Consider the following 18,311-nt stretch of genomic DNA (forward strand, 5'->3'; position numbering starts at 1 on the left):
AGTATGAAAGCGCTAGAAATTAAAGGGTTAAGAAAAGTATACCGAGGTGGTTTTGAAGCCCTAAAAGGTATCGATCTGTCGGTAGAAGAAGGCGATTTTTATGCATTGCTTGGGCCTAATGGTGCAGGTAAATCGACGACTATCGGTATTATTTCTTCGTTGGTGAATAAGACCGCGGGCACAGTGAGCGTGTTTGGGTATGATCTGGATACACAGTTAGCGGATTTAAAACGTCAAATTGGTTTAGTACCACAGGAGTTCAACTTCAACCAGTTCGAAACAGTTCAGCAAATAGTGGTGAACCAGGCTGGCTACTATGGTGTGCCCAGACAACTTGCTAAAGAACGCTCAGAAAAGTATCTGAAACAGTTAGGTTTATGGGACAAGCGAAATGAACCTGCGCGTTCTTTGTCCGGTGGTATGAAACGCCGCTTAATGATTGCCCGGGCGTTACTGCACGAGCCGAAGCTACTGATTTTGGATGAGCCTACTGCCGGTGTCGACATAGAGCTGCGCCGCTCAATGTGGGACTACCTGACCAAAATAAACGAGCAGGGCATTACCATTATTTTGACAACGCATTATCTCGAAGAAGCGGAAATGCTTTGCCGCAATATTGGCATTATTGATGCGGGCCAAATCGTGGAAGACACCTCAATCAAGCGTCTATTGGCGACGCTCAGTCGGGAAACCTTTATTCTCGATATTGAGCCTGGTCACAATGGTGCGACCATTGACGGCTTTAATCATCGTTGGACAGACGACCACACGATTGAAGTCGAAGTCGATAAGGATGCCGGCCTCAACCGTGTGTTTGAGCAACTTAGCGAACAACAGGTAAAAGTATTATCCATGCGAAACAAAGCAAACCGACTTGAAGAGCTTTTTGTCTCAATGGTTGAGCAGGGTCGTCAGAAGGAGGCTGCGCAATGAGTCATTCAGCATCTAACTTTATCGCATTGAAGACCATTTGGATAAAAGAGTGCACCCGCTTTTTAAGAATTTGGGTGCAAACGCTGGTGCCGCCTGCAATTACCATGACGCTGTACTTTGTTATTTTCGGTAGCATTGTCGGTGAACGTATTGGTGAAATGAGTGGTGTTGGCTACATGGAGTTTATTGTACCGGGCCTTATTATGATGTCGGTCATTACCAACTCCTATTCAAACGTCGCTTCTTCGTTTTTCAGTGCTAAATTTCAGCGCAATATTGAAGAGATGCTGGTGTCGCCGGTGCCTACCTCGGTCATTATTGCGGGCTATGTCGGTGGCGGCATGGCGCGGGCGATGATAGTGGCTGTTATTGTCACTTGCGTATCGTTCCTGTTCGCCGATATTCAAATTGCTCATGTTGGATACGTTGTTTTGACGGTGGTATTAACCTCGACATTATTCTGCTTAGGCGGCCTGATTAACGCCGTTTATGGTAAAACCTTTGACGATATATCCATAGTACCAACTTTTGTACTGACGCCTCTGACATATCTGGGAGGGGTATTCTATTCGGTAAGCTTGCTGCCGGAGTTTTGGCAAAAAGTGTCTATGGCCAACCCGGTGCTTTATATGGTGAACGGTTTCCGCTACGGCTTTTTAGGTCAGTCGGACGTTGGTATTGGTATCGCTATTGCGGTACTCGTCGGATTTAATGTGCTGTTTTTTGCAATGGCGTACTACATCCTTGATAAAGGTATAGGAATTCGCTCGTAATGAATGAAGCAAGGCCAGTAAGCAGTAACCAGCATGGGCCACACGAAGACACTGTAGGCGTGGTTGAGCGCCACTTAAATACTGTTTTCAAAAAGCCATTTCAGGAGCATAACCTGAGAGCATTTGAGGAAATTAATACTCAGGTTGAAGACTGGAAGGGACCGGTTATTTTAGATTCCTGCTGTGGTGTTGGTGAAAGCACAGCGAAACTGGCAGCACAACATCCGGACGCTATGGTCATTGGTGTTGATAAGTCAGCGCACCGACTGGCACGTCATAGTCATTATCAGAATAATGAGAAAGGCCAGCGCTACTGGGTGGTTAGGGCTGATCTTATCGACTTTTGGCGGCTGGCAAATCAGGCGGGCTGGGAGCTTGAAAAGCATTGTATTTTGTACCCGAACCCATGGCCCAAGGCCGCTCATTTGTCGCGCCGCTGGCATGGCAGCCCGGTGTGGAAAGATGTTGTCACGCTTGGTGGGCAGTTGCATATGCGTTCAAACTGGAGCCTTTACTTGCTGGAAGTGACACAAGCACTTATGGTGAGTGGCTATCAGGCACAAGTGTCACTTGTTAAAAGTAACGAAGAAGTGATGACACCTTTTGAGCGAAAATATAAAACTAGTGGCCAGCCGTTGTGGCAACTCGATGCAGATTTATCGAAGGAGACCTAATTGAGCTCTAAATCAGACGTGGCTGAAGTCAGTGAAGAGTCGCTTTACCGCATTTTCACGATTCCTGAAGCGCCCGACTCAACACTGAGTAAAATTGAAAAGCATTTGTCAGAGAATCTTATGGGGTTTCTTGGCGATCATATCGTTGCGCGCGAGAAACCCTTGCAGGAAATTGAACGGGACTTCGATCGTTCGCAAATTCCGGAAGAGCCGCAATTCGTTTCTGACCATACCGAGTTTTTGCTCGATAAATTGGTAGCGCACTCAGTACATACCGCTTCGCCGCGATTTATTGGCCACATGACATCGGCTTTGCCTTACTTCCTGTTGCCGTTAGCGAAGTTGATGGTTGGGCTGAATCAAAATCTGGTAAAAATAGAAACCTCGAAAGCGTTTACGCCTTTAGAACGTAATGTTATTGGTATGCTGCATCATTTGGTCTACCGAGAAGAAGCTGCATTCTATAACCGTTGGATGCATAGCGCACAACACTCATTAGGTGCCTTTTGCTCAGGCGGCACTATCGCCAATATGACGGCTTTGTGGGTCGCCCGAAACCGGTTGTTACAGGCCGACGGTAACTTCGGTGGCATTGCTGCGGACGGAATAGCGGCAGGTTTGCAGCACTATGGTTATTCACGCCTGACGGTGGTGGTCTCTGAGCGAGGGCATTACTCGTTGAGTAAAGCCGCTGATGTTTTGGGTATTGGGCGCCGCAACTTAGTTTCAGTGCCAACGGACAGCAACAACCGCATTCGTATCGATAAGCTGCGTGAAACCTGCGAATCAATAGCAGCGGAAGGCGGCAAAGTGCTGGCGCTGGTTGGTGTGGCTGGTACCACAGAAACAGGACACATCGACCCGTTGGACGAAATGGCCGATGTTGCAGAAGACATTGGCGCACACTTTCACATCGATGCCGCCTGGGGAGGCGCAACGCTGTTATCTGAGCAGCACCGTTCGCTATTGCATGGTGTTGAGCGTGCCGACAGTATTACCATTGACGCTCATAAACAAATGTATGTGCCTATGGGCGCGGGGTTGGTGTTGTTTAAGAACCCGTCGCTGGTGAAGTCGATAGAACACCATGCCGAGTATATTATTCGACAGGGCTCTAAAGACCTCGGCTCGCATACAATGGAAGGCTCCCGGGCGGGCATGGCCATGATGGTCTTTTCCGCTATGCACGTGATAGGACGCCGGGGTTATGAGCTGCTAATTAACAACAGTATTGATAAAGCGCGTTATTTCTCGAAGCTTATTAGCGAGCAGGATGACTTTGAGGTCATTACCGAGCCGGAGCTTTGTATACTGACCTATCGCTTTGTACCGGCAAGAGTCAAAAAGGCGCTTAAAAATGCGACACCAGAGCAGTTGGCGCGTTTAACCCCGCACTTAAATGCGTTAACGCGTTACATTCAAAAGCGTCAGCGTGAAACCGGACGTTCATTTGTGTCGCGAACCAAATTGACGCCGGCACAGTATCATCATGAGCCTACTGTGGTATTCCGGGTTGTGCTGGCGAACCCGCTAACGACGCACGACATGCTCGAGGAAGTACTGGAAGAGCAGCGTGAAATCGCATCCAAAGCAACCAGTCTGAGAGGGGCGTTGCATACCGAGATGCGTGAACTCGGTATGCTGAACTAAGCCGAAAAGTGAGTTAAGTGGCCGCTGGGTTATTAGCCTGAAGGTTGTCTATCAGGCGAGTTTTTCCGAGAAAAGCCGCGGCCAATATGACCCACTTTTCGTCAGTTTTAGAGGCTGGTTGTAAGTCGTTTGCGTTACGGATGCTAAAGTAGTCCACTTTAAAACCAGCTTTCCCCAGCTGTTGAACTGCCTGAGACTCTATCTGCTCAAAGTCTTCCCGGCGTTCAAGCCCCGCTTTCGCATCTTGAAGGCTTTTGTAGAGCGCTGTTGCCTGAACTTTCTCTTCTGCTGTCAAATAACCGTTGCGTGAGCTTAAAGCCAAACCGCTGGCTTCTCGCTGTGTTGGCACTCCAATAACTTCTACCGGCAAGCTTAAGTCCTGAGTCATTAGCCGAATGACTTGCAGTTGTTGATAGTCTTTTTCGCCAAAAACAGCGACTTGTGGCTGCACCATATTGAACAGCTTGCAGACAATAGTTGCCACACCGTCAAAATGGCCTGGGCGGCTGGCACCACATAAAATATTGCTTATGCCGGGCACGCTGACCTTCGTCTGTTGCTCCAGTCCGCGTGGATAAACATCACTGACTGTGGGAGTAAACACGGCACTAACGCCCAACTTCTCTAATGCGGCGCAGTCGGCGTCTAAGGTTCTGGGGTAACTGTCTAGATCTTCGTTGGGACCAAACTGCATTGGGTTCACAAAAATACTCACCACCACATTGTCGCAATGTTGCAGCGCACTTTTTACCAGCTGTAAGTGGCCGTCATGTAAGTTGCCCATAGTTGGAACAAGTGCGACTTCCTGCTGTGCACTACGCCACTCACGAAGCTCCTGTAAGCTTTTTAGTACCTTCATTTATAGCAGTGCTCCGGAGCCGGAAATTCGCCCGAGCGCACTTGCTCGGTGTATAAACGAAACGCATCAGCGAGAGAACCGCCCTGCGCCAGAAAGTCTTTGGCAAATTTGGGCAAATAGTCACTGTTCATGCCCAGCATGTCGTGCATCACCAATATCTGTCCGTCGGTGTCAGGACCGGCACCGATACCAATGGTCGGAATAGTTAAGGCGTCGGTAATGCGCTTGCCTAAGCTGGATGGAATACACTCCAACACCAACAGTTGAGCGCCTGCGGCTTCGAGTGCTTTTGCCTGACGCAGGGTGTTTTCTGCCTGTTGCTCTTCTTTACCCTGTACTTTGTAGCCGCCTAGCACATTGACTGACTGCGGCAGTAAACCAAGGTGTGCACAAACCGGAATTCCGCGAGTATGTAGCCCTTTAATGGTGTCTTCCAGCCATTCACCGCCTTCCAGCTTCACCATATTAGCACCGGCTTGCATAAGTGCCGCCGCATTGTCATAGGTTTGCTCTGGAGTCGAGTAGGTCATAAACGACATATCGCTAATAACGAAGGCTTCAGGGGCGCCGCGGCGCACACATTCTGTGTGATAGGCCATGTCATCGAGTGTGACCGGAACAGTCGAATTGCGGCCCTGAACAACATTACCTAATGAGTCGCCGACAAGCATAAAGTCGACACCCTGTTCGGTCATTAATTTTGCGAAGCTGGAGTCGTAGGCGGTAAGCGAGCTAATTTTAACGCCTTCACGCTTCATTTTTTGCAGTGTAGCAATGCTGGTTGTAGCCATTATGCGACCTTTAGCAAAGTTATAAAGAAATAGATGACTGGTAGACTAGCACGTCAAGACCGCTTTCGGTAAGTGTCTTGGCTTGCTCAGTCACTGTTTTGCCGTTGGGTAAGACAAGTGCTGACGTTATTTCAGCCAACGGATACAGGACAAAGCTACGCTCATAAATACCCGGGTGTGGAACCGTCAAGCCTGGCTTTTGATGCGTCTCGTTATCGAATAATAATAAATCGAGATCTAATGTGCGCTCACCCCAATGACGAATGCGTTTGCGGCCAAACTCGTCTTCAATATCATGCAGTGACTGCAGCAAGTCGTAAGCAGACAATTCCGTCTTCAACAGACACACGGCATTAACATAGTCAGGCTGATCTTGCGGTCCCATGGGCTTGCTGCCGTAAAGCGAAGAATAGCTGACAAGTTGCCAGCTATTGGACCGATTTAATCGTGACAGCGCACTGAGTATGTTATTGAGCGGGTCGTTTAAATTACTCCCCAGTGCGACATAGGCATTATGCTGAGCCATTATCTGAGTTGCTTTGTGGCTTCTTCTTACGCGGTCCGCGACGACGGCGTCTCGGCTTGCGAGTGGGAGCACCGGACTTACCGGTTTTGAGCTTAGCCGGGTTGTTCTGAGCTTCTGTCCAGAACTGAGCCAGTTCAGCCAGTTTTTTGTCTTCGGGCTCGGCGTGTGAGCGCAGCAACATAAAGTCATAAGCGGCGCGGAAGCGTTTGTGCTCAAGCGCTTTCATTGCTCTGCCACCTTTAGTGACTTGCAAACGTCGTTGCAGCTGCCAAATTTCACGAGCCGGTAAACTAAAGCGTTTAGGAATAGAAACACGCTGAGACTGCCTGTGTACGACATCGGCAGCGGCAATGTTAATCGCATCCATAGGCGGCAGGCCACCCTCGTTTTCCAACTGCTCTTTACGGGCCAACAATGGCCACCACAACAGCACAGCAACAAGGTAGGCCGGGGTGACTCTTTTGTCTTCAGCAATGCGCTTGTCAGTGTCTTTAAATGCTTTTAACAGCATTTGGTATGCGGGCGACTGGGCGTCACTGAGGTGCCCTTTAAGCATTGGAAATAGCTGCTGAAACAGCCCCAGCTCCATCATCATGGAAAAGTTGGCAGTGGCTTTACCCGACATGAACATTTTCAGAAATTCGTCAAACAGACGCGCTGGCGGAATGTTTGCAAGCAATGACGCTAGTTCAGGAATAGGGTCACGAACCGCGGTATCCAGTTGCATATTGAGCTTGGTCGCAAAACGTACCGCACGCAGCATTCTGACCGGGTCTTCGCGGTAGCGTGTTTCAGCATCACCAATTAAGCGTAAAACACCTTTGTTGATATCTTCTACGCCGTTCGCAAAGTCGTAAATGGCAAAGTCGGCAATACTGTAATACAGCGCGTTAGCGGTGAAATCACGGCGCTCTGCGTCTTCCTCTATGGTGCCATAGACATTGTCGCGTACTAACTGACCATGCTCATCACTGTGTGCGTGCTGGTTTTTCTTACTGCTTTTTGAGTCGGTGTCATCGGCGTGATGCCCGCGAAACGTAGCAACTTCAATAATCTCTTTGCCAAACACGACATGCGCCAGACGAAACCGACGACCAATAAGGCGGCAGTTTCGAAATAGCGATTTCACTTGTTCAGGCGTCGCATTGGTGGTCACGTCGAAGTCTTTCGGTTGAATACCGAGTAAAATATCACGTACGCAACCGCCCACTAAATAGGCGTCGAAGCCGCTGTTATGTAAGCGGTAAAGGACTTTAAGTGCGTTTTTGCTAATGTCGTTCCGGGATACGGGGTGTTTATCTCTTGGGATAACTTTCAACGCCGGTAAACGACTGTTGCTGGTGGTATCCTTGCTGGAGAAAGCGCGTTTTGCTAACTCTTTTATTCGCTTAATAATGGTGGTCTCTCCCTTACCATTGTTATTGTTGTTTGTTTTCAATTGGTCGCATATTGTACCGTCAAGCAGGCGTAATGTGCCACTTTTTGCGCCATTTTTGCACCGCGAAGGCCAATATCTCATCGATTTGTCGCGTTTCACTGAGTTCATGGGCATCAATACCCAGGTAATCGAGGGCTGTTAACAGATTGTCTGACGCGTGTTGGCTGTTTATTGCTGGCGCGTGATTTTGTTTGCTGAGCTTACGGCCGTCACTCGATGTCACTAATGGTAAGTGCATCATTCGAGGCTTGGCTTTAGCGATATGCTGCCACAAAGTGAGCTGCCAAAAGCTCGGAACAACCAGGTCGCTACCACGCACAATATCGGTAATACCTTGCTCAATATCATCAACCACCACCGCTAATTGGTATGCGTACAAGCCATCACGGCGCTTCACTACAAAGTCTTCTGCACAGGTGCTGGTATCACCCTGTTGTACGCCGAGTGCCCGGTCATTGAATTGATTGACGGGGTTGCTGTTGATATAGCGTAATGCATAAGGTGTCGGGCGTGGTTGACGAGTTCGGCAATAGCCATCATAAATACCACCGCGCTCACGAATGGCCTTACGTGAACAATCGCATTGATAGATGAAACCGGCGGAAATTAGCGAGTTGATGTAATCCTGATACGATTCGTCACGGTTACTTTGAAAGATAACCTCACCATGCCAGGTGAGTCCGTGCTCTTCGAGTTGGCGGAGAATAGTATCGGCAGCGCCGGGAATTGCGCGAGGTTTGTCGACATCTTCAATACGAACAAACCACTGGCCGTTATGCGCATGAGCATCAAGGTAGCTACCAACAGCAGCAACCAACGAGCCTAAATGTAGTGGCCCCGACGGGGTCGGGGCAAATCGGCCGCGGTACATGAGCCCTTAGGCTCCTGTCATTTGTTTCTCTTTCATTTCTGCCAGGGTTTTGCAGTCAACGCAGAGATCCGCTGTTGGACGCGCTTCTAAGCGGCGAATACCAATTTCTATGCCGCATGAATCGCAAAAGCCGAAGTCATCGTCTTCAATTTTTTGCAGCGTTTTCTCAATTTTCTTAATCAACTTGCGCTCACGGTCACGAGTGCGCAATTCAATGCTGAACTCTTCTTCTTGCGCCGCGCGGTCAACTGGGTCAGGGAAGTTCGCTGCTTCATCTTTCATATGATGCACGGTGCGATCAACTTCTTGGCGTAACTGACGACGCCATTCTTCCAGAATACGACGAAAATGCGCACGCTGCGCGTCATTCATGTACTCTTCGCCCTGCTTCTCCTGATAAGGCTCCAGGCCGGCTAGTGCCAGAATGCCATGGGTTTTCTTTTCCTTGCCTTGAGGCATTTTGGATCTCCTAATTCTCTAAAACTAGAGTGCTCTAAAAGCGTGCGTTTAAAAAAGGACGCTACATATACCAGAAAGGGATCAGGTTGGCAACGCTATTCCAACGACTCTTTTGCTTAAAATTTAACTCAAAACCTCGCGCTATAAGCGCACTGGAACTGGTCTCTCCAGTCGAATTTCTTTTTCATTTATGGCGCATTTCACCGCGTAAAATTCGACGCCGTGTTCCGCCGCTTTAATACAGAGTTCTGCGTATTTTGGATCGATATGTTTCGCTGGGCTGACCGATTCAATACCGGTGTGCATCACCATATAGAGCTGGATGGCTCGATGCCCTTGTTCGACAACGTGCATGAGCTCATTCAAATGCTTATGGGCACGCTGACTGACGGCATCCGGGAAATAGCCGCTTTCTTTCTCGGCAAGTGTCACACTTTTTACCTCGACAAAGCACTCTTTGCCATTAGGGTCTACGCCCCACCAGTCGATGCGGCTATTTTCCTGCCCGTACTTTTTTTCAGCCCTCAGTTCGGACCAACCACTAAGCTCCGGTATAAGTTCACTATTTAGCAGCTCTCCGGCCAATGTATTCGCACAGCCGGTATTCACCGCAATAAATTTGCCCTCCAAATTTTGCGACAGCTCCCAAGTGTGTGAGTACTTGCGTTTTTTATTGTCCGAAATACTGCAGTAAGCCGTGTAGCCGGGTTCAGCACAGCCTGTCATTGCACCGGTGTTCGGGCAGTGAACCGTTGTTATTTGCCCATCACCAAAATCAATGTCGGCAAGAAAGCGTTTATAGCGTTTTTGTAAAACTCCCCGGCGAAGGGGCTTGTTAAATTGCATCAGAGACCTCATAACTCTAAAGTAACTGAAAGCAAATTATCGAGAGAGGTTGAGAATGTCCAGCGCACTAGCGGTTTACTTAACGAATGAAGCACCTGCAGCTCATTGGAACCCGAAGTCTAACGTCGTTTTTGACGGCGACGCAGCAAAAATAATTTTGGTAGACGACGAGTCTGAGAATTTGCGGCGTATTCAAAAAGCGGGACGAACCCTCGACAACAATGGCGTAATAAAGGTCGCAGTGTCTGGTGACGGCTGGGATATGGAACGCCAGTGGGCGCTGTATCAGGGCTTTACGTCAACACTGTCAAAAAATGATGTGATATGGCACGCAGACGACGCAGAAGCGGCAAAACACCTTGACGCTATGCGTGATGCCACCCGCTTTAGCCGTGAGCTCACCAACTTACCGGCAGAAGATATTTATCCGGAAAGCCTGGCTGAGCGCGTTATTGAACATTTTAAAGGGTTAGCGCCCGATGCGATAAGCGCAGAGTTTATTAAAGGTGAGGCTCTGAAAGACGCAGGCTGGATGGGAATTTATACCGTGGGTCGTGCCAGCCAGCATGCGCCTGGCATGTTGGTACTTGACTACAACCCAACCGGCGACGACAACGCGCCTGTTGATACAGCGCTTATCGGTAAAGGTATTACCTATGACAGCGGTGGCTACAGTATTAAGCCGAGCGAAGGCATGTTGTCTATGAAGTGCGACATGGGTGGTGCGGCAACAGTGACTGGTGCATTGTCGTTGGCTATTCGCCGTGGCCTGAACAAGCGCGTTAAATTGATTCTTTGCTGCGCTGAAAACATGATTGACGGACGTGCGTATAAGCTGGGCGATATTATTCGTTATAAGAACGGTTTGACCGTAGAAGTGGTTAATACTGACGCCGAAGGTCGTTTGGTGCTTGCTGACGGCTTGCAGGCTGCTGGCGAGTTTGGTGCGAAAAACATTATTGATGCAGCTACGCTGACCGGTGCTGCTCAAATGGCCGTGGGTAACGAATACAATGCGTTGTTTAGTGTCGATGACAGCGCCGCGGCCCGAGCATTGAAAAATGCCGACAAAGAGCACGAGTTGCTGTGGCGTTTGCCGCTGGCTCCATGGCATTCGGAAAACTGCCCATCGGCTTTTGCTGATACCGCAAACAGCCGCCCGCAAAAAGGTGGTGGTGCCGGAGGGGCCAGCAATGCGGCCGGTTTCCTGCTGCGCTTTGCGCCTGAGCAAGGTAAAGGCTGGCTGCACTTTGACTTAGCCGGGGCGTATCAGAAGTCTGCGACAGCTATGTGGGCAACAGGGGCGACAGCGTTAGGCGTCAGAACCATTGCCGCGACTGTTCAAGGTGACTAATTTGGTATGAGCCTACCTGTTGAAAACGTGCTGCCGGAGTTAGCGCAATGCTTCCCGGCGGCACGTGTGGTTTTAGAGGCACCGCCGGGTGCCGGTAAATCGACCTACCTGCCTCTTTATTTACTGCACGAACAGCTGGGCACTCATGGCATCACTGTTATGCTGCAGCCGCGTCGGGTTGCTGCCGTCAATGTGGCCAGTTACCTGGCCAGGCAACTGGGAGAAGAGGTTGGTGAAACGGTAGGCTATGTTGTGCGCGGTGAGACGAAACGCACGAAGAACACCAAGCTTCTTGTCGTCACTGAAGGCATATTAGTACGTTGGTTACAGGAGGACCCTGAGCTTAGTGATATCTCCACACTGATATTCGACGAATTTCATGAGCGCAATTTACACAGTGATTTAAGCCTGGCGTTAGTCATGGACGCGCTGCCGTTACGTGACGACTTAAACCTGTTGGTCATGTCAGCGACACTGCCGGCCGAAGCTATTTCTGAGTGGTTGTCCGGGTATTGTGAAGGGGTAACAACGCTTAGAAGCGAAGGACGTAGCTTTCCAATAGACATTCAATACCGAGCACCTAAAAAGCGAAGTGAGTGGTTACTGCATTTGCCCAGTGTCATTGTCGAGGCTTTAGGAAATGCCGATAAAGGCGTGCTGGTGTTTCTGCCGGGTATCTACGAAATTGAACGTGTGCAACAAGCACTGGGCTCTCTGGTGGCAACCGCTGTCGATGTTTATACCTTGCATAGCCGGCTGTCACTTAAAGAGCAGCAGCAAGCGTTAAAAGCTAGTAATGGTAAGCGAATTATTCTTGCGACTAACATTGCAGAGACTAGCCTAACCATAGAAGGCATAGATGTGGTTGTGGACAGCGGACGTGAACGTCGGGCTAACTTTTTGCCGGGTTACGGCATGAACCAGTTGGCGACGCACTTTGTGTCTAAAGCATCCGCGACGCAGCGAGCTGGCCGCGCAGGGCGATTACAGCCAGGAACATGCTACCGCGTTTGGTCTAAAGCGGAAGAGCACGGTCAACCCAAGTACGCCGCTGCCGACATAGAAAGTCAGGACTTAACGTCACTGGTACTGGAAGTGATGAAGTGGGGCAGTTCAGTCGACGAGTTGGCCTGGCTGACACCGCCCAACTCTGTGCATTGCCGGGTTGCTGAGCAGTTTTTGTCATTAACAGGGCTTTTGGTTGATGGTCTGTTGACGAAGAAAGCGAAGACTCTCGACCCGGGCACCGATGCACGTCTTGCACTCATTTGCGATGCGGCCCGCTCAGAAAGTCATGAACTGAAGGCTGCTTGCGCGCAGGCTTTGGCTACCCTGGAAGAGCCATCGGCGCACATTAAAACGCTCGATATTCTCGACAGTGCACAGCAACATTATCAACAACGTCAGACATTGAGTCGCTGGCGCAGGCGTTGGCAGTATTGGTTAAAGCGTTTACAGGTGTCTGAGAGTACGCGAGCTAACAACAAAGGCCTAGAAAAAACGCTCGTCGCAGGGTTTCCTGACAGGTTGGCAAAGTACAGCAAAGCGAAGAAAAGTTACCAGCTGGTCACCGGCGGGCGACTCGCATCCGTTGCCGAGTTATTAAACCAGCCTCAATGGGTAATTATATTTGACGCAACCTTTCAACAGAGTGATAGCAACGGCAAAGTACGGAGTTATGTCGAGCTGCCTGACATTTTCGGTGCAATAGAGGCCGCTGGGTTATCAACTACTGACATTTATTCCGCTGACTGGGTTGGCACGCAGCAAACGCTGACTCGAATTAAGGGCAAGATCATAGGAGCATTGGTTCTCTCCGAAGAAAAACTCGACGGGGATGTGGCCAACGAAGAGCGTTGCCAGGCATTTGCCGACTATCTGAATAAAAAAGGTCTTGAAATGCTTAACTGGTCGCGCAAGGCAAACCAACTGCTGGCACGTATGCGTTTGTTACAGTCAGTCACCGGTGAGTTAAGTGAATACTCACTATCACATGAGGGCTTACTTTCTTACTTGGAGGACTGGGCTTACCCGTACTGGAATTCGGTGAAGTCGCTGACGCAGTTACAGGCCTGGGACCCATGCGAGGCGTTGGCGTACCGGCTTAACTACGATGAAAAGCAACGGCTGGATAATGCGTGCCCGGAACACTGGGAAACACCCACACAACGTAAAATCTTTATAAATTATCTGGACGGCCCCCCGCGAGTTGAGGTGAAATTGCAGGAAATGTTTGGCATAAAGGACTCACCGCGGATTATTGATGGGCAGCAAGTCGTATCGGTCGATTTACTCTCGCCGGCAGGCCGGCTGTTACAGCGAACCAATGACTTAAAGAGCTTTTGGGACAACGCGTATCAGGACGTCCGCAAGGAAATGCGCGGGCGCTACCCGAAACACCCGTGGCCGGAAGATCCGATAAACGCCGAGGCGACCTATAAAACCAAAAGGCAAATGCAGTGATAAAACGTCAATGGTTAAGCTATTTATTCTGGACAAGCTTTAAGATTGGTTTAGCGGTTGCTGCCGTCATTGCTGTGTATGCGATATACCTAGATGCCACCCTGTCTAAGCACTTTAAAACAGAGCGTTATCAAGCGCCGGCACTTGTCTACGCCGACGAGTTACGTGTCTATCCCGGTTACCCATTACAGCAGTCGACGCTTATAAAAACACTCGAGCGTATTGGCTATAACCGCAGTAATAACACTGAGCAGTCCGGGTACTATTCGGTCGGCAATGACAGCGTCATGGTTCACCGTCGGCCGTTTGATTTCTCAGACGGTCCACAAATGTCTAAGCGGGTTCAGGTTCACTTTGTAAATGATCGAGTTGCATCTATTACCTCGTGGCCCAGTGGGAGAGAGTTGAAAAGCTTTCGGTTAGAGCCTGAGCTCATCGGTCGAATTAGCACGTTAAGCAAAGAAGACCGGTTATTGGTTGGTTTGGAAGTGGTACCTAACCTACTCATTGAGACGCTACTTCAGGTGGAAGATCGCAACTTCTATCATCATAAGGGCGTTTCTCCCTGGGCTATTCTAAGAGCGTTAGTCGCGAACCTAAGAGCAGGCAGAACGGTTCAGGGGGGCTCGACGTTAACTCAGCAGTTGGTGAAAAACTTGTACCTCACCCGCGAGCAAACCTTATGGCGAAAGTTTCACGAAGCCATGATGTCGCTGGTTATCGACTACCGTTTTGATAAAAACACCATTCTGGAAACCTATTTAAACGAAGTGTATTTCGGTCAGGATGGCCGCAACGCAATTCATGGTATAGGGCTTGCCAGCCAGTTTTACTTCGGTAAGCAGGTTCAGGAGCTGTCAGTTGATGAAGTTGCGTTACTCATTGGAATGATAAAAGGCCCATCTTACTATGACCCAAGGCGATTCCCGGAACGTGCTCAAAAGCGTCGGGATACGGTGTTAAAGGTCATGTTCGACCAGGATCTTATCGCGAAATCGACTTATGTAGCGGCGGTACAGCAACAGTTAGACGTGAGGGAAAGTCGACGGTTAGTAGAGCATCCGTACCCTCACTATATGGATATTATTAAGCGCGAAATGAAAACCCTGGCGTTGCCGGAAGACTGGCAGGACACGGGCTTGAAGATATACACCGACATGGATGTTAATGCGCAGGAGGCGGTACAAAAATCGCTGGCGCGTAAGCTTACCGATGACGACAGTGCGCTGGAAGGTGCTATGGTCGTGGCGAATTATCGACAAGGGACGATAACGGCGCTGGCTGGCGGAAGACTCAGTCAAACCGTCGGTTATAATCGGGCATTGATGGCACTGCGCCCGATAGGCTCACTAATAAAGCCGGTAGTTTATGCAACCGCAATGCAAGAGTCCGGCATCGGCCTGCATACTCCGGTGGTTGATGAAGCAATAACTCTTGAAGACAAACGTGGTAAGACTTGGCAGCCACAGAACTACGATACCGAATTTAAAGGGAGTTTGCTGCTGTACGACGCGCTTGTTCAGTCTCGCAATATTCCGGCAGTTAGGGTCGGTGTAGAGGTTGGTGTTGATACTGTCGTGGATTACATGAAGCGGCTGGGTGTGGTTACGCCACTGGAAGCGTACCCATCGCTAACCTTAGGCTCTGCGTCATTAACGCCGTTTGCGGTCACCAGAATGTACAGCGCACTCATGAATGACGGTCGCTTCCAGTCTCTGTCAGCAATTTCGTCTATTACCACGCATCAGGGCGATGTTTTATATCGGGCACCTGAAAAAAGTACCTCTCAGGTGTTTGACTCAAAGGTCTCGTATCTGACGAAATTTGGTTTGCATGGTGTAGTAGCGGAAGGCACGGCGAGCGCCTTACAACGAGTGTTAGCCGGACAAAAAGTTGGCGGTAAAACCGGCACCACTAATGACTACCGGGATAGCTGGTTTGTTGCCGTTGACGGAGAGCAAGTGGTGACAGCCTGGCTGGGAAGGGACGATAACCAACCGACAGGCCTGACAGGCAGTAGCGGTGCGTTAAGAGTTGTCGCTGACTATTACGAACGTAAACCACCGCTAAGCATGGCGCTGGAGATTCCTGAGCCTTTGAAAATGCAACGTTTTCATGAACGGACAGGGCAACGCATACCTAATGATTGTGATAATGGCGAACTATTGCCAGCAGAAGGAATACGCTTGCCGGACAATATAACCTGTGACGGTAATATCGAGGAAAAAAGTTGGTGGGACCGCCTGTTTGGAGGCTAGTCCCACCGAGTTGTTAGCTACTAAAGCAGTGGTTTACTTCAGTTGAGTAAAGGCCTTTTCCGCAGCCTGCAAGGTCTTCTCAATGTCATCTTCAGTGTGTGCAGCTGACATGAAGCCGCCCTCAAATGCAGATGGCGCAAGGTACACACCTTCATTCAGCATTGCGTGATAAAACGCTTTGAAATGCTCCATATTGCATTGAGTTGCTTGCGCATAAGACGTAACTTCCGGATCTTCAGTAAAGAAGAAACCAAACATAGAGCCTGCACGGTTGGTTGTCATTGGCACGCCAGCTCTGTTGGCTCGCTCTTGAAGTCCATCGACTAAGGCATCTACGCGTTGGTAGAGTTGGTCATAAAGCCCCGGAGTCGACAGTTGCTGCAACGCAGCTAAGCCCGCTGACATGGCGACTGGGTTACCTGACAAAGTGCCGGCCTGATACACTGGACCAACTGGCGCAATGTAGTCCATGACTTCTTTCTTACCGCCAAATGCACCAACCGGCATACCGCCACCAATTACTTTTCCTAAGGTGGTTAAGTCGGGAGTAATGCCATAGCGCTCCTGGGCACCACCCGGAGCAACGCGGAAGCCGGTCATGACTTCGTCAAAAATAAGTACTGAACCGTACTCGTCACAAACGTCACGCAGGCCTTCTAAAAAGCCGGGAACAGGCGGGATACAGTTCATATTGCCGGCAACCGGCTCAACGATAATACAAGCAATATCGTCGCCGAACTCTTTAAATGCCTCTTTAACTGAATCGATGTCGTTGTAGTTAACAGTTAGCGTGTGCTTGGCTAAGTCTTCCGGAATGCCCGGAGAGTTTGGAACTCCTAAGGTCAATGCGCCAGAGCCTGCTTTCACCAACAAGGAGTCAGCGTGGCCATGGTAGTTACCTTCAAACTTCAGAATTTTGTCACGACCGGTATAACCACGCGCCAAGCGAATAGCTGTCATGGTTGCTTCGGTACCGGAATTCACCATACGAACCTTTTCAATCGACGGTACAATTTTACGAATGGTTTCCGCCATAGTGATTTCAATTTCGGTTGGCGTACCGAAGCTTAAGCCCCTTTTGGCCGCTGCTAATGTTGCCTCTAAGACGGCGGGGTGGTTGTGGCCAAGAATCATAGGTCCCCACGAACCGACATAGTCAATGTAACGTTTGCCGTCGGCATCGAACATATAAGCGCCTTCTGCGCTTTCAAAAAATATGGGTGTGCCGCCAACACCACTAAAGCCACGAACGGGTGAGTTCACGCCACCGGGAATACTAATTTGTGCTTGCTTGAATAAATCTTCTGAACGACTCATGTCGCAGTTACCTCTTTATTGTTGGCTTTTTTCGCTGTACCAGATGACGTCACATTCGTGTTTGTCGACCTGGTCAACGACGCCGAGTGTCAGTGCAAATAGCGCCATCCGAATAAGCACTCCGTTATCAGCCTGCCTGAAAATTGCCAGGTTTGGGTTCTGGTTAAGATCGTTATCGAGCTCATTCGCTTCTGCTCGGGAATCCCTCGGTAACGGATGCATAATGACGGTATTGGGTTTGTAGTGCTTGGTATAAATTTCCTGATTTAAACGAAATTTACCGCGATATTGATCAGCGTCTTCGGGACTTGCGAAGCGCTCTTGCTGGATACGGGTTTGATACACAATGTCAGCATCGACAATGCCGTCGACCTTTTCCGTGACAGTGACCTGATGACCCGCGTTCTCCAGAGTGGCTAAGACGGACTCGGGCATCGACAATTCACGTGGAGAAATCAGCGTAAACTTAATGTTTTTATACATGGACAAGAGTGTCGACAGCGAGTGCACCGTACGTCCGTACTTTAAGTCACCAATCATGCAGATGTGCATGTTATCGATGCTCTGCTGATGGTAAGCCAGCTCTTTCTCAATGGTATACAGGTCGAGAAGTGCCTGAGTCGGATGCTCGTTGGCGCCATCACCACCATTAATCACCGGTACCCGGCTGCCACTGGCAAACTCTTTCACCGAGCCGGACTTAGGGTGGCGCATAGCGATAACATCGCTGTAGCTGCTAAGTACGCGGGCGGTGTCGTAGAGAGACTCGCCTTTGGCAATCGCTGAGCTTTCCATGCCTGTGGTTTCGCGAACTTCGCCACCTAGCAGGTTAAACGCAGTGCCGAAACTGACTCGGGTACGAGTCGAAGGTTCAAAAAACAGATTGCCGAGAATGGCGCCATCTAATACCCGGGTGCGTTTTTTACGACGGGCATAGGGCTGCATTTTATCAGCAACGGAAAAGATATAGTCGATACTGTCTCGGTCGAATTGGTTGACTGAGAGAATGTTGGAACCGGTGAAATTCATCAATAGGTGCGCCTCTGCCGCAGAATGTCACTGGACGCACACTATAGCAAAGTCAGTACAATTTTAGAAT

At 49.6% G+C, this 18,311-nt stretch carries 16 protein-coding genes; 7 read left to right on the plus strand and 9 right to left on the minus strand.

Annotated features, from left to right (window positions below; all coding sequences use genetic code 11):
- Window positions 1-3: 3 nt before the first annotated feature.
- Genes CWI73_RS08135 through panP form a run of 4 tightly spaced genes read left to right on the plus strand, consistent with a single transcriptional unit; the run spans window position 4 to window position 4,030 of the window.
- Entirely contained in the window at window positions 4-933 is a 930-nt protein-coding gene (locus tag CWI73_RS08135) for an ABC transporter ATP-binding protein (RefSeq protein WP_053953867.1), read from the plus strand.
- Window positions 930-1,706 carry an ABC transporter permease gene (locus CWI73_RS08140; RefSeq protein ID WP_126752322.1) on the plus strand — a complete coding sequence of 259 codons (777 nt, stop codon included), beginning with the start codon at window positions 930-932 and terminating at the stop codon, window positions 1,704-1,706. Before CWI73_RS08135 ends, CWI73_RS08140 begins: the two co-directional genes overlap by 4 nt.
- A complete protein-coding gene (trmB, locus tag CWI73_RS08145; RefSeq protein WP_126752323.1) occupies window positions 1,706-2,380 on the plus strand; it encodes a tRNA (guanine(46)-N(7))-methyltransferase TrmB in 675 nt (224 codons plus the stop codon). Before CWI73_RS08140 ends, trmB begins: the two co-directional genes overlap by 1 nt.
- Window positions 2,381-4,030, plus strand: coding sequence for a pyridoxal-dependent aspartate 1-decarboxylase PanP (panP, locus tag CWI73_RS08150; RefSeq protein ID WP_126752324.1), 1,650 nt, complete (start codon window positions 2,381-2,383; stop codon window positions 4,028-4,030).
- A gap of 13 nt (window positions 4,031-4,043) precedes the next feature.
- Here the strand turns inward: panP and panC are convergent, their stop codons facing one another.
- The 7 genes from panC to sfsA form a co-directional block, all read right to left on the minus strand.
- Entirely contained in the window at window positions 4,044-4,889 is an 846-nt protein-coding gene (gene panC / locus CWI73_RS08155) for a pantoate--beta-alanine ligase (RefSeq protein WP_126752325.1), read from the minus strand.
- On the minus strand, window positions 4,886-5,680 hold the full coding sequence (gene panB / locus CWI73_RS08160) for a 3-methyl-2-oxobutanoate hydroxymethyltransferase (RefSeq protein ID WP_126752326.1): 795 nt from the start codon (window positions 5,678-5,680) through the stop codon (window positions 4,886-4,888). The genes panC and panB overlap by 4 nt, the downstream gene beginning before the upstream one ends.
- A gap of 19 nt (window positions 5,681-5,699) precedes the next feature.
- Complete coding sequence (folK, locus tag CWI73_RS08165) at window positions 5,700-6,206, minus strand: 2-amino-4-hydroxy-6-hydroxymethyldihydropteridine diphosphokinase (RefSeq protein WP_126752327.1); 507 nt, start codon at window positions 6,204-6,206, stop codon at window positions 5,700-5,702.
- On the minus strand, window positions 6,193-7,515 hold the full coding sequence (pcnB, locus tag CWI73_RS08170) for a polynucleotide adenylyltransferase PcnB (protein ID WP_126752500.1): 1,323 nt from the start codon (window positions 7,513-7,515) through the stop codon (window positions 6,193-6,195). The genes folK and pcnB overlap by 14 nt, the downstream gene beginning before the upstream one ends.
- A gap of 148 nt (window positions 7,516-7,663) precedes the next feature.
- The gene (gluQRS, locus tag CWI73_RS08175; RefSeq protein WP_126752328.1) at window positions 7,664-8,515 is read right to left on the minus strand and encodes a tRNA glutamyl-Q(34) synthetase GluQRS; all 852 of its coding nucleotides are present in this window, start codon (window positions 8,513-8,515) and stop codon (window positions 7,664-7,666) included.
- A 6-nt stretch (window positions 8,516-8,521) separates the two neighbouring features.
- The gene (gene dksA, locus CWI73_RS08180) at window positions 8,522-8,974 is read right to left on the minus strand and encodes an RNA polymerase-binding protein DksA (protein ID WP_053953875.1); all 453 of its coding nucleotides are present in this window, start codon (window positions 8,972-8,974) and stop codon (window positions 8,522-8,524) included.
- A gap of 141 nt (window positions 8,975-9,115) precedes the next feature.
- A complete protein-coding gene (gene sfsA / locus CWI73_RS08185) occupies window positions 9,116-9,820 on the minus strand; it encodes a DNA/RNA nuclease SfsA (RefSeq protein WP_126752329.1) in 705 nt (234 codons plus the stop codon).
- 55 nt (window positions 9,821-9,875) lie between these two features.
- On the opposite strand from sfsA, the gene pepB reads away from it, so the two are divergent.
- The 3 genes from pepB to mrcB are packed head-to-tail and all read left to right on the plus strand — an operon-like array spanning window position 9,876 to window position 15,895.
- Window positions 9,876-11,174: an aminopeptidase PepB gene (pepB, locus tag CWI73_RS08190; RefSeq protein ID WP_126752330.1), complete on the plus strand. Its 1,299-nt coding sequence runs from the start codon at window positions 9,876-9,878 to the stop codon at window positions 11,172-11,174.
- Between the two features lie 6 nt (window positions 11,175-11,180).
- Window positions 11,181-13,637: an ATP-dependent helicase HrpB gene (gene hrpB / locus CWI73_RS08195; protein ID WP_126752331.1), complete on the plus strand. Its 2,457-nt coding sequence runs from the start codon at window positions 11,181-11,183 to the stop codon at window positions 13,635-13,637.
- Window positions 13,634-15,895 carry a penicillin-binding protein 1B gene (mrcB, locus tag CWI73_RS08200; protein WP_126752332.1) on the plus strand — a complete coding sequence of 754 codons (2,262 nt, stop codon included), beginning with the start codon at window positions 13,634-13,636 and terminating at the stop codon, window positions 15,893-15,895. Before hrpB ends, mrcB begins: the two co-directional genes overlap by 4 nt.
- A 33-nt stretch (window positions 15,896-15,928) precedes the next feature.
- Here mrcB and hemL read toward each other — a convergent pair whose 3' ends face one another.
- Both hemL and CWI73_RS08210 read right to left on the minus strand, forming a co-directional pair.
- The gene (gene hemL / locus CWI73_RS08205; RefSeq protein ID WP_126752333.1) at window positions 15,929-17,212 is read right to left on the minus strand and encodes a glutamate-1-semialdehyde 2,1-aminomutase; all 1,284 of its coding nucleotides are present in this window, start codon (window positions 17,210-17,212) and stop codon (window positions 15,929-15,931) included.
- Window positions 17,213-17,227: 15 nt separating this feature from the next.
- Complete coding sequence (locus CWI73_RS08210) at window positions 17,228-18,241, minus strand: aspartate carbamoyltransferase (RefSeq protein ID WP_126752334.1); 1,014 nt, start codon at window positions 18,239-18,241, stop codon at window positions 17,228-17,230.
- Between the last annotated feature and the right edge of the window lie 70 nt (window positions 18,242-18,311).

Origin of the sequence: Idiomarina piscisalsi (assembly GCF_003987095.1) — a bacterium.
Classification (GTDB): domain Bacteria; phylum Pseudomonadota; class Gammaproteobacteria; order Enterobacterales; family Alteromonadaceae; genus Idiomarina; species Idiomarina piscisalsi.

Coding starts and splice junctions, on each gene's coding strand:
- CWI73_RS08135 (WP_053953867.1), top strand. CDS start 4: ATGAAAGCGCTAGAAATTAAAGGGTTAAGAAAAGTATACCGAGGTGGT.
- CWI73_RS08140 (WP_126752322.1), top strand. CDS start 930: ATGAGTCATTCAGCATCTAACTTTATCGCATTGAAGACCATTTGGATA.
- trmB (WP_126752323.1), top strand. CDS start 1,706: ATGAATGAAGCAAGGCCAGTAAGCAGTAACCAGCATGGGCCACACGAA.
- panC (WP_126752325.1), bottom strand. CDS start 4,889: ATGAAGGTACTAAAAAGCTTACAGGAGCTTCGTGAGTGGCGTAGTGCA.
- panB (WP_126752326.1), bottom strand. CDS start 5,680: ATGGCTACAACCAGCATTGCTACACTGCAAAAAATGAAGCGTGAAGGC.
- folK (WP_126752327.1), bottom strand. CDS start 6,206: ATGGCTCAGCATAATGCCTATGTCGCACTGGGGAGTAATTTAAACGAC.
- gluQRS (WP_126752328.1), bottom strand. CDS start 8,515: ATGTACCGCGGCCGATTTGCCCCGACCCCGTCGGGGCCACTACATTTA.
- dksA (WP_053953875.1), bottom strand. CDS start 8,974: ATGCCTCAAGGCAAGGAAAAGAAAACCCATGGCATTCTGGCACTAGCC.
- sfsA (WP_126752329.1), bottom strand. CDS start 9,820: ATGCAATTTAACAAGCCCCTTCGCCGGGGAGTTTTACAAAAACGCTAT.
- pepB (WP_126752330.1), top strand. CDS start 9,876: ATGTCCAGCGCACTAGCGGTTTACTTAACGAATGAAGCACCTGCAGCT.
- hrpB (WP_126752331.1), top strand. CDS start 11,181: ATGAGCCTACCTGTTGAAAACGTGCTGCCGGAGTTAGCGCAATGCTTC.
- hemL (WP_126752333.1), bottom strand. CDS start 17,212: ATGAGTCGTTCAGAAGATTTATTCAAGCAAGCACAAATTAGTATTCCC.
- CWI73_RS08210 (WP_126752334.1), bottom strand. CDS start 18,241: ATGAATTTCACCGGTTCCAACATTCTCTCAGTCAACCAATTCGACCGA.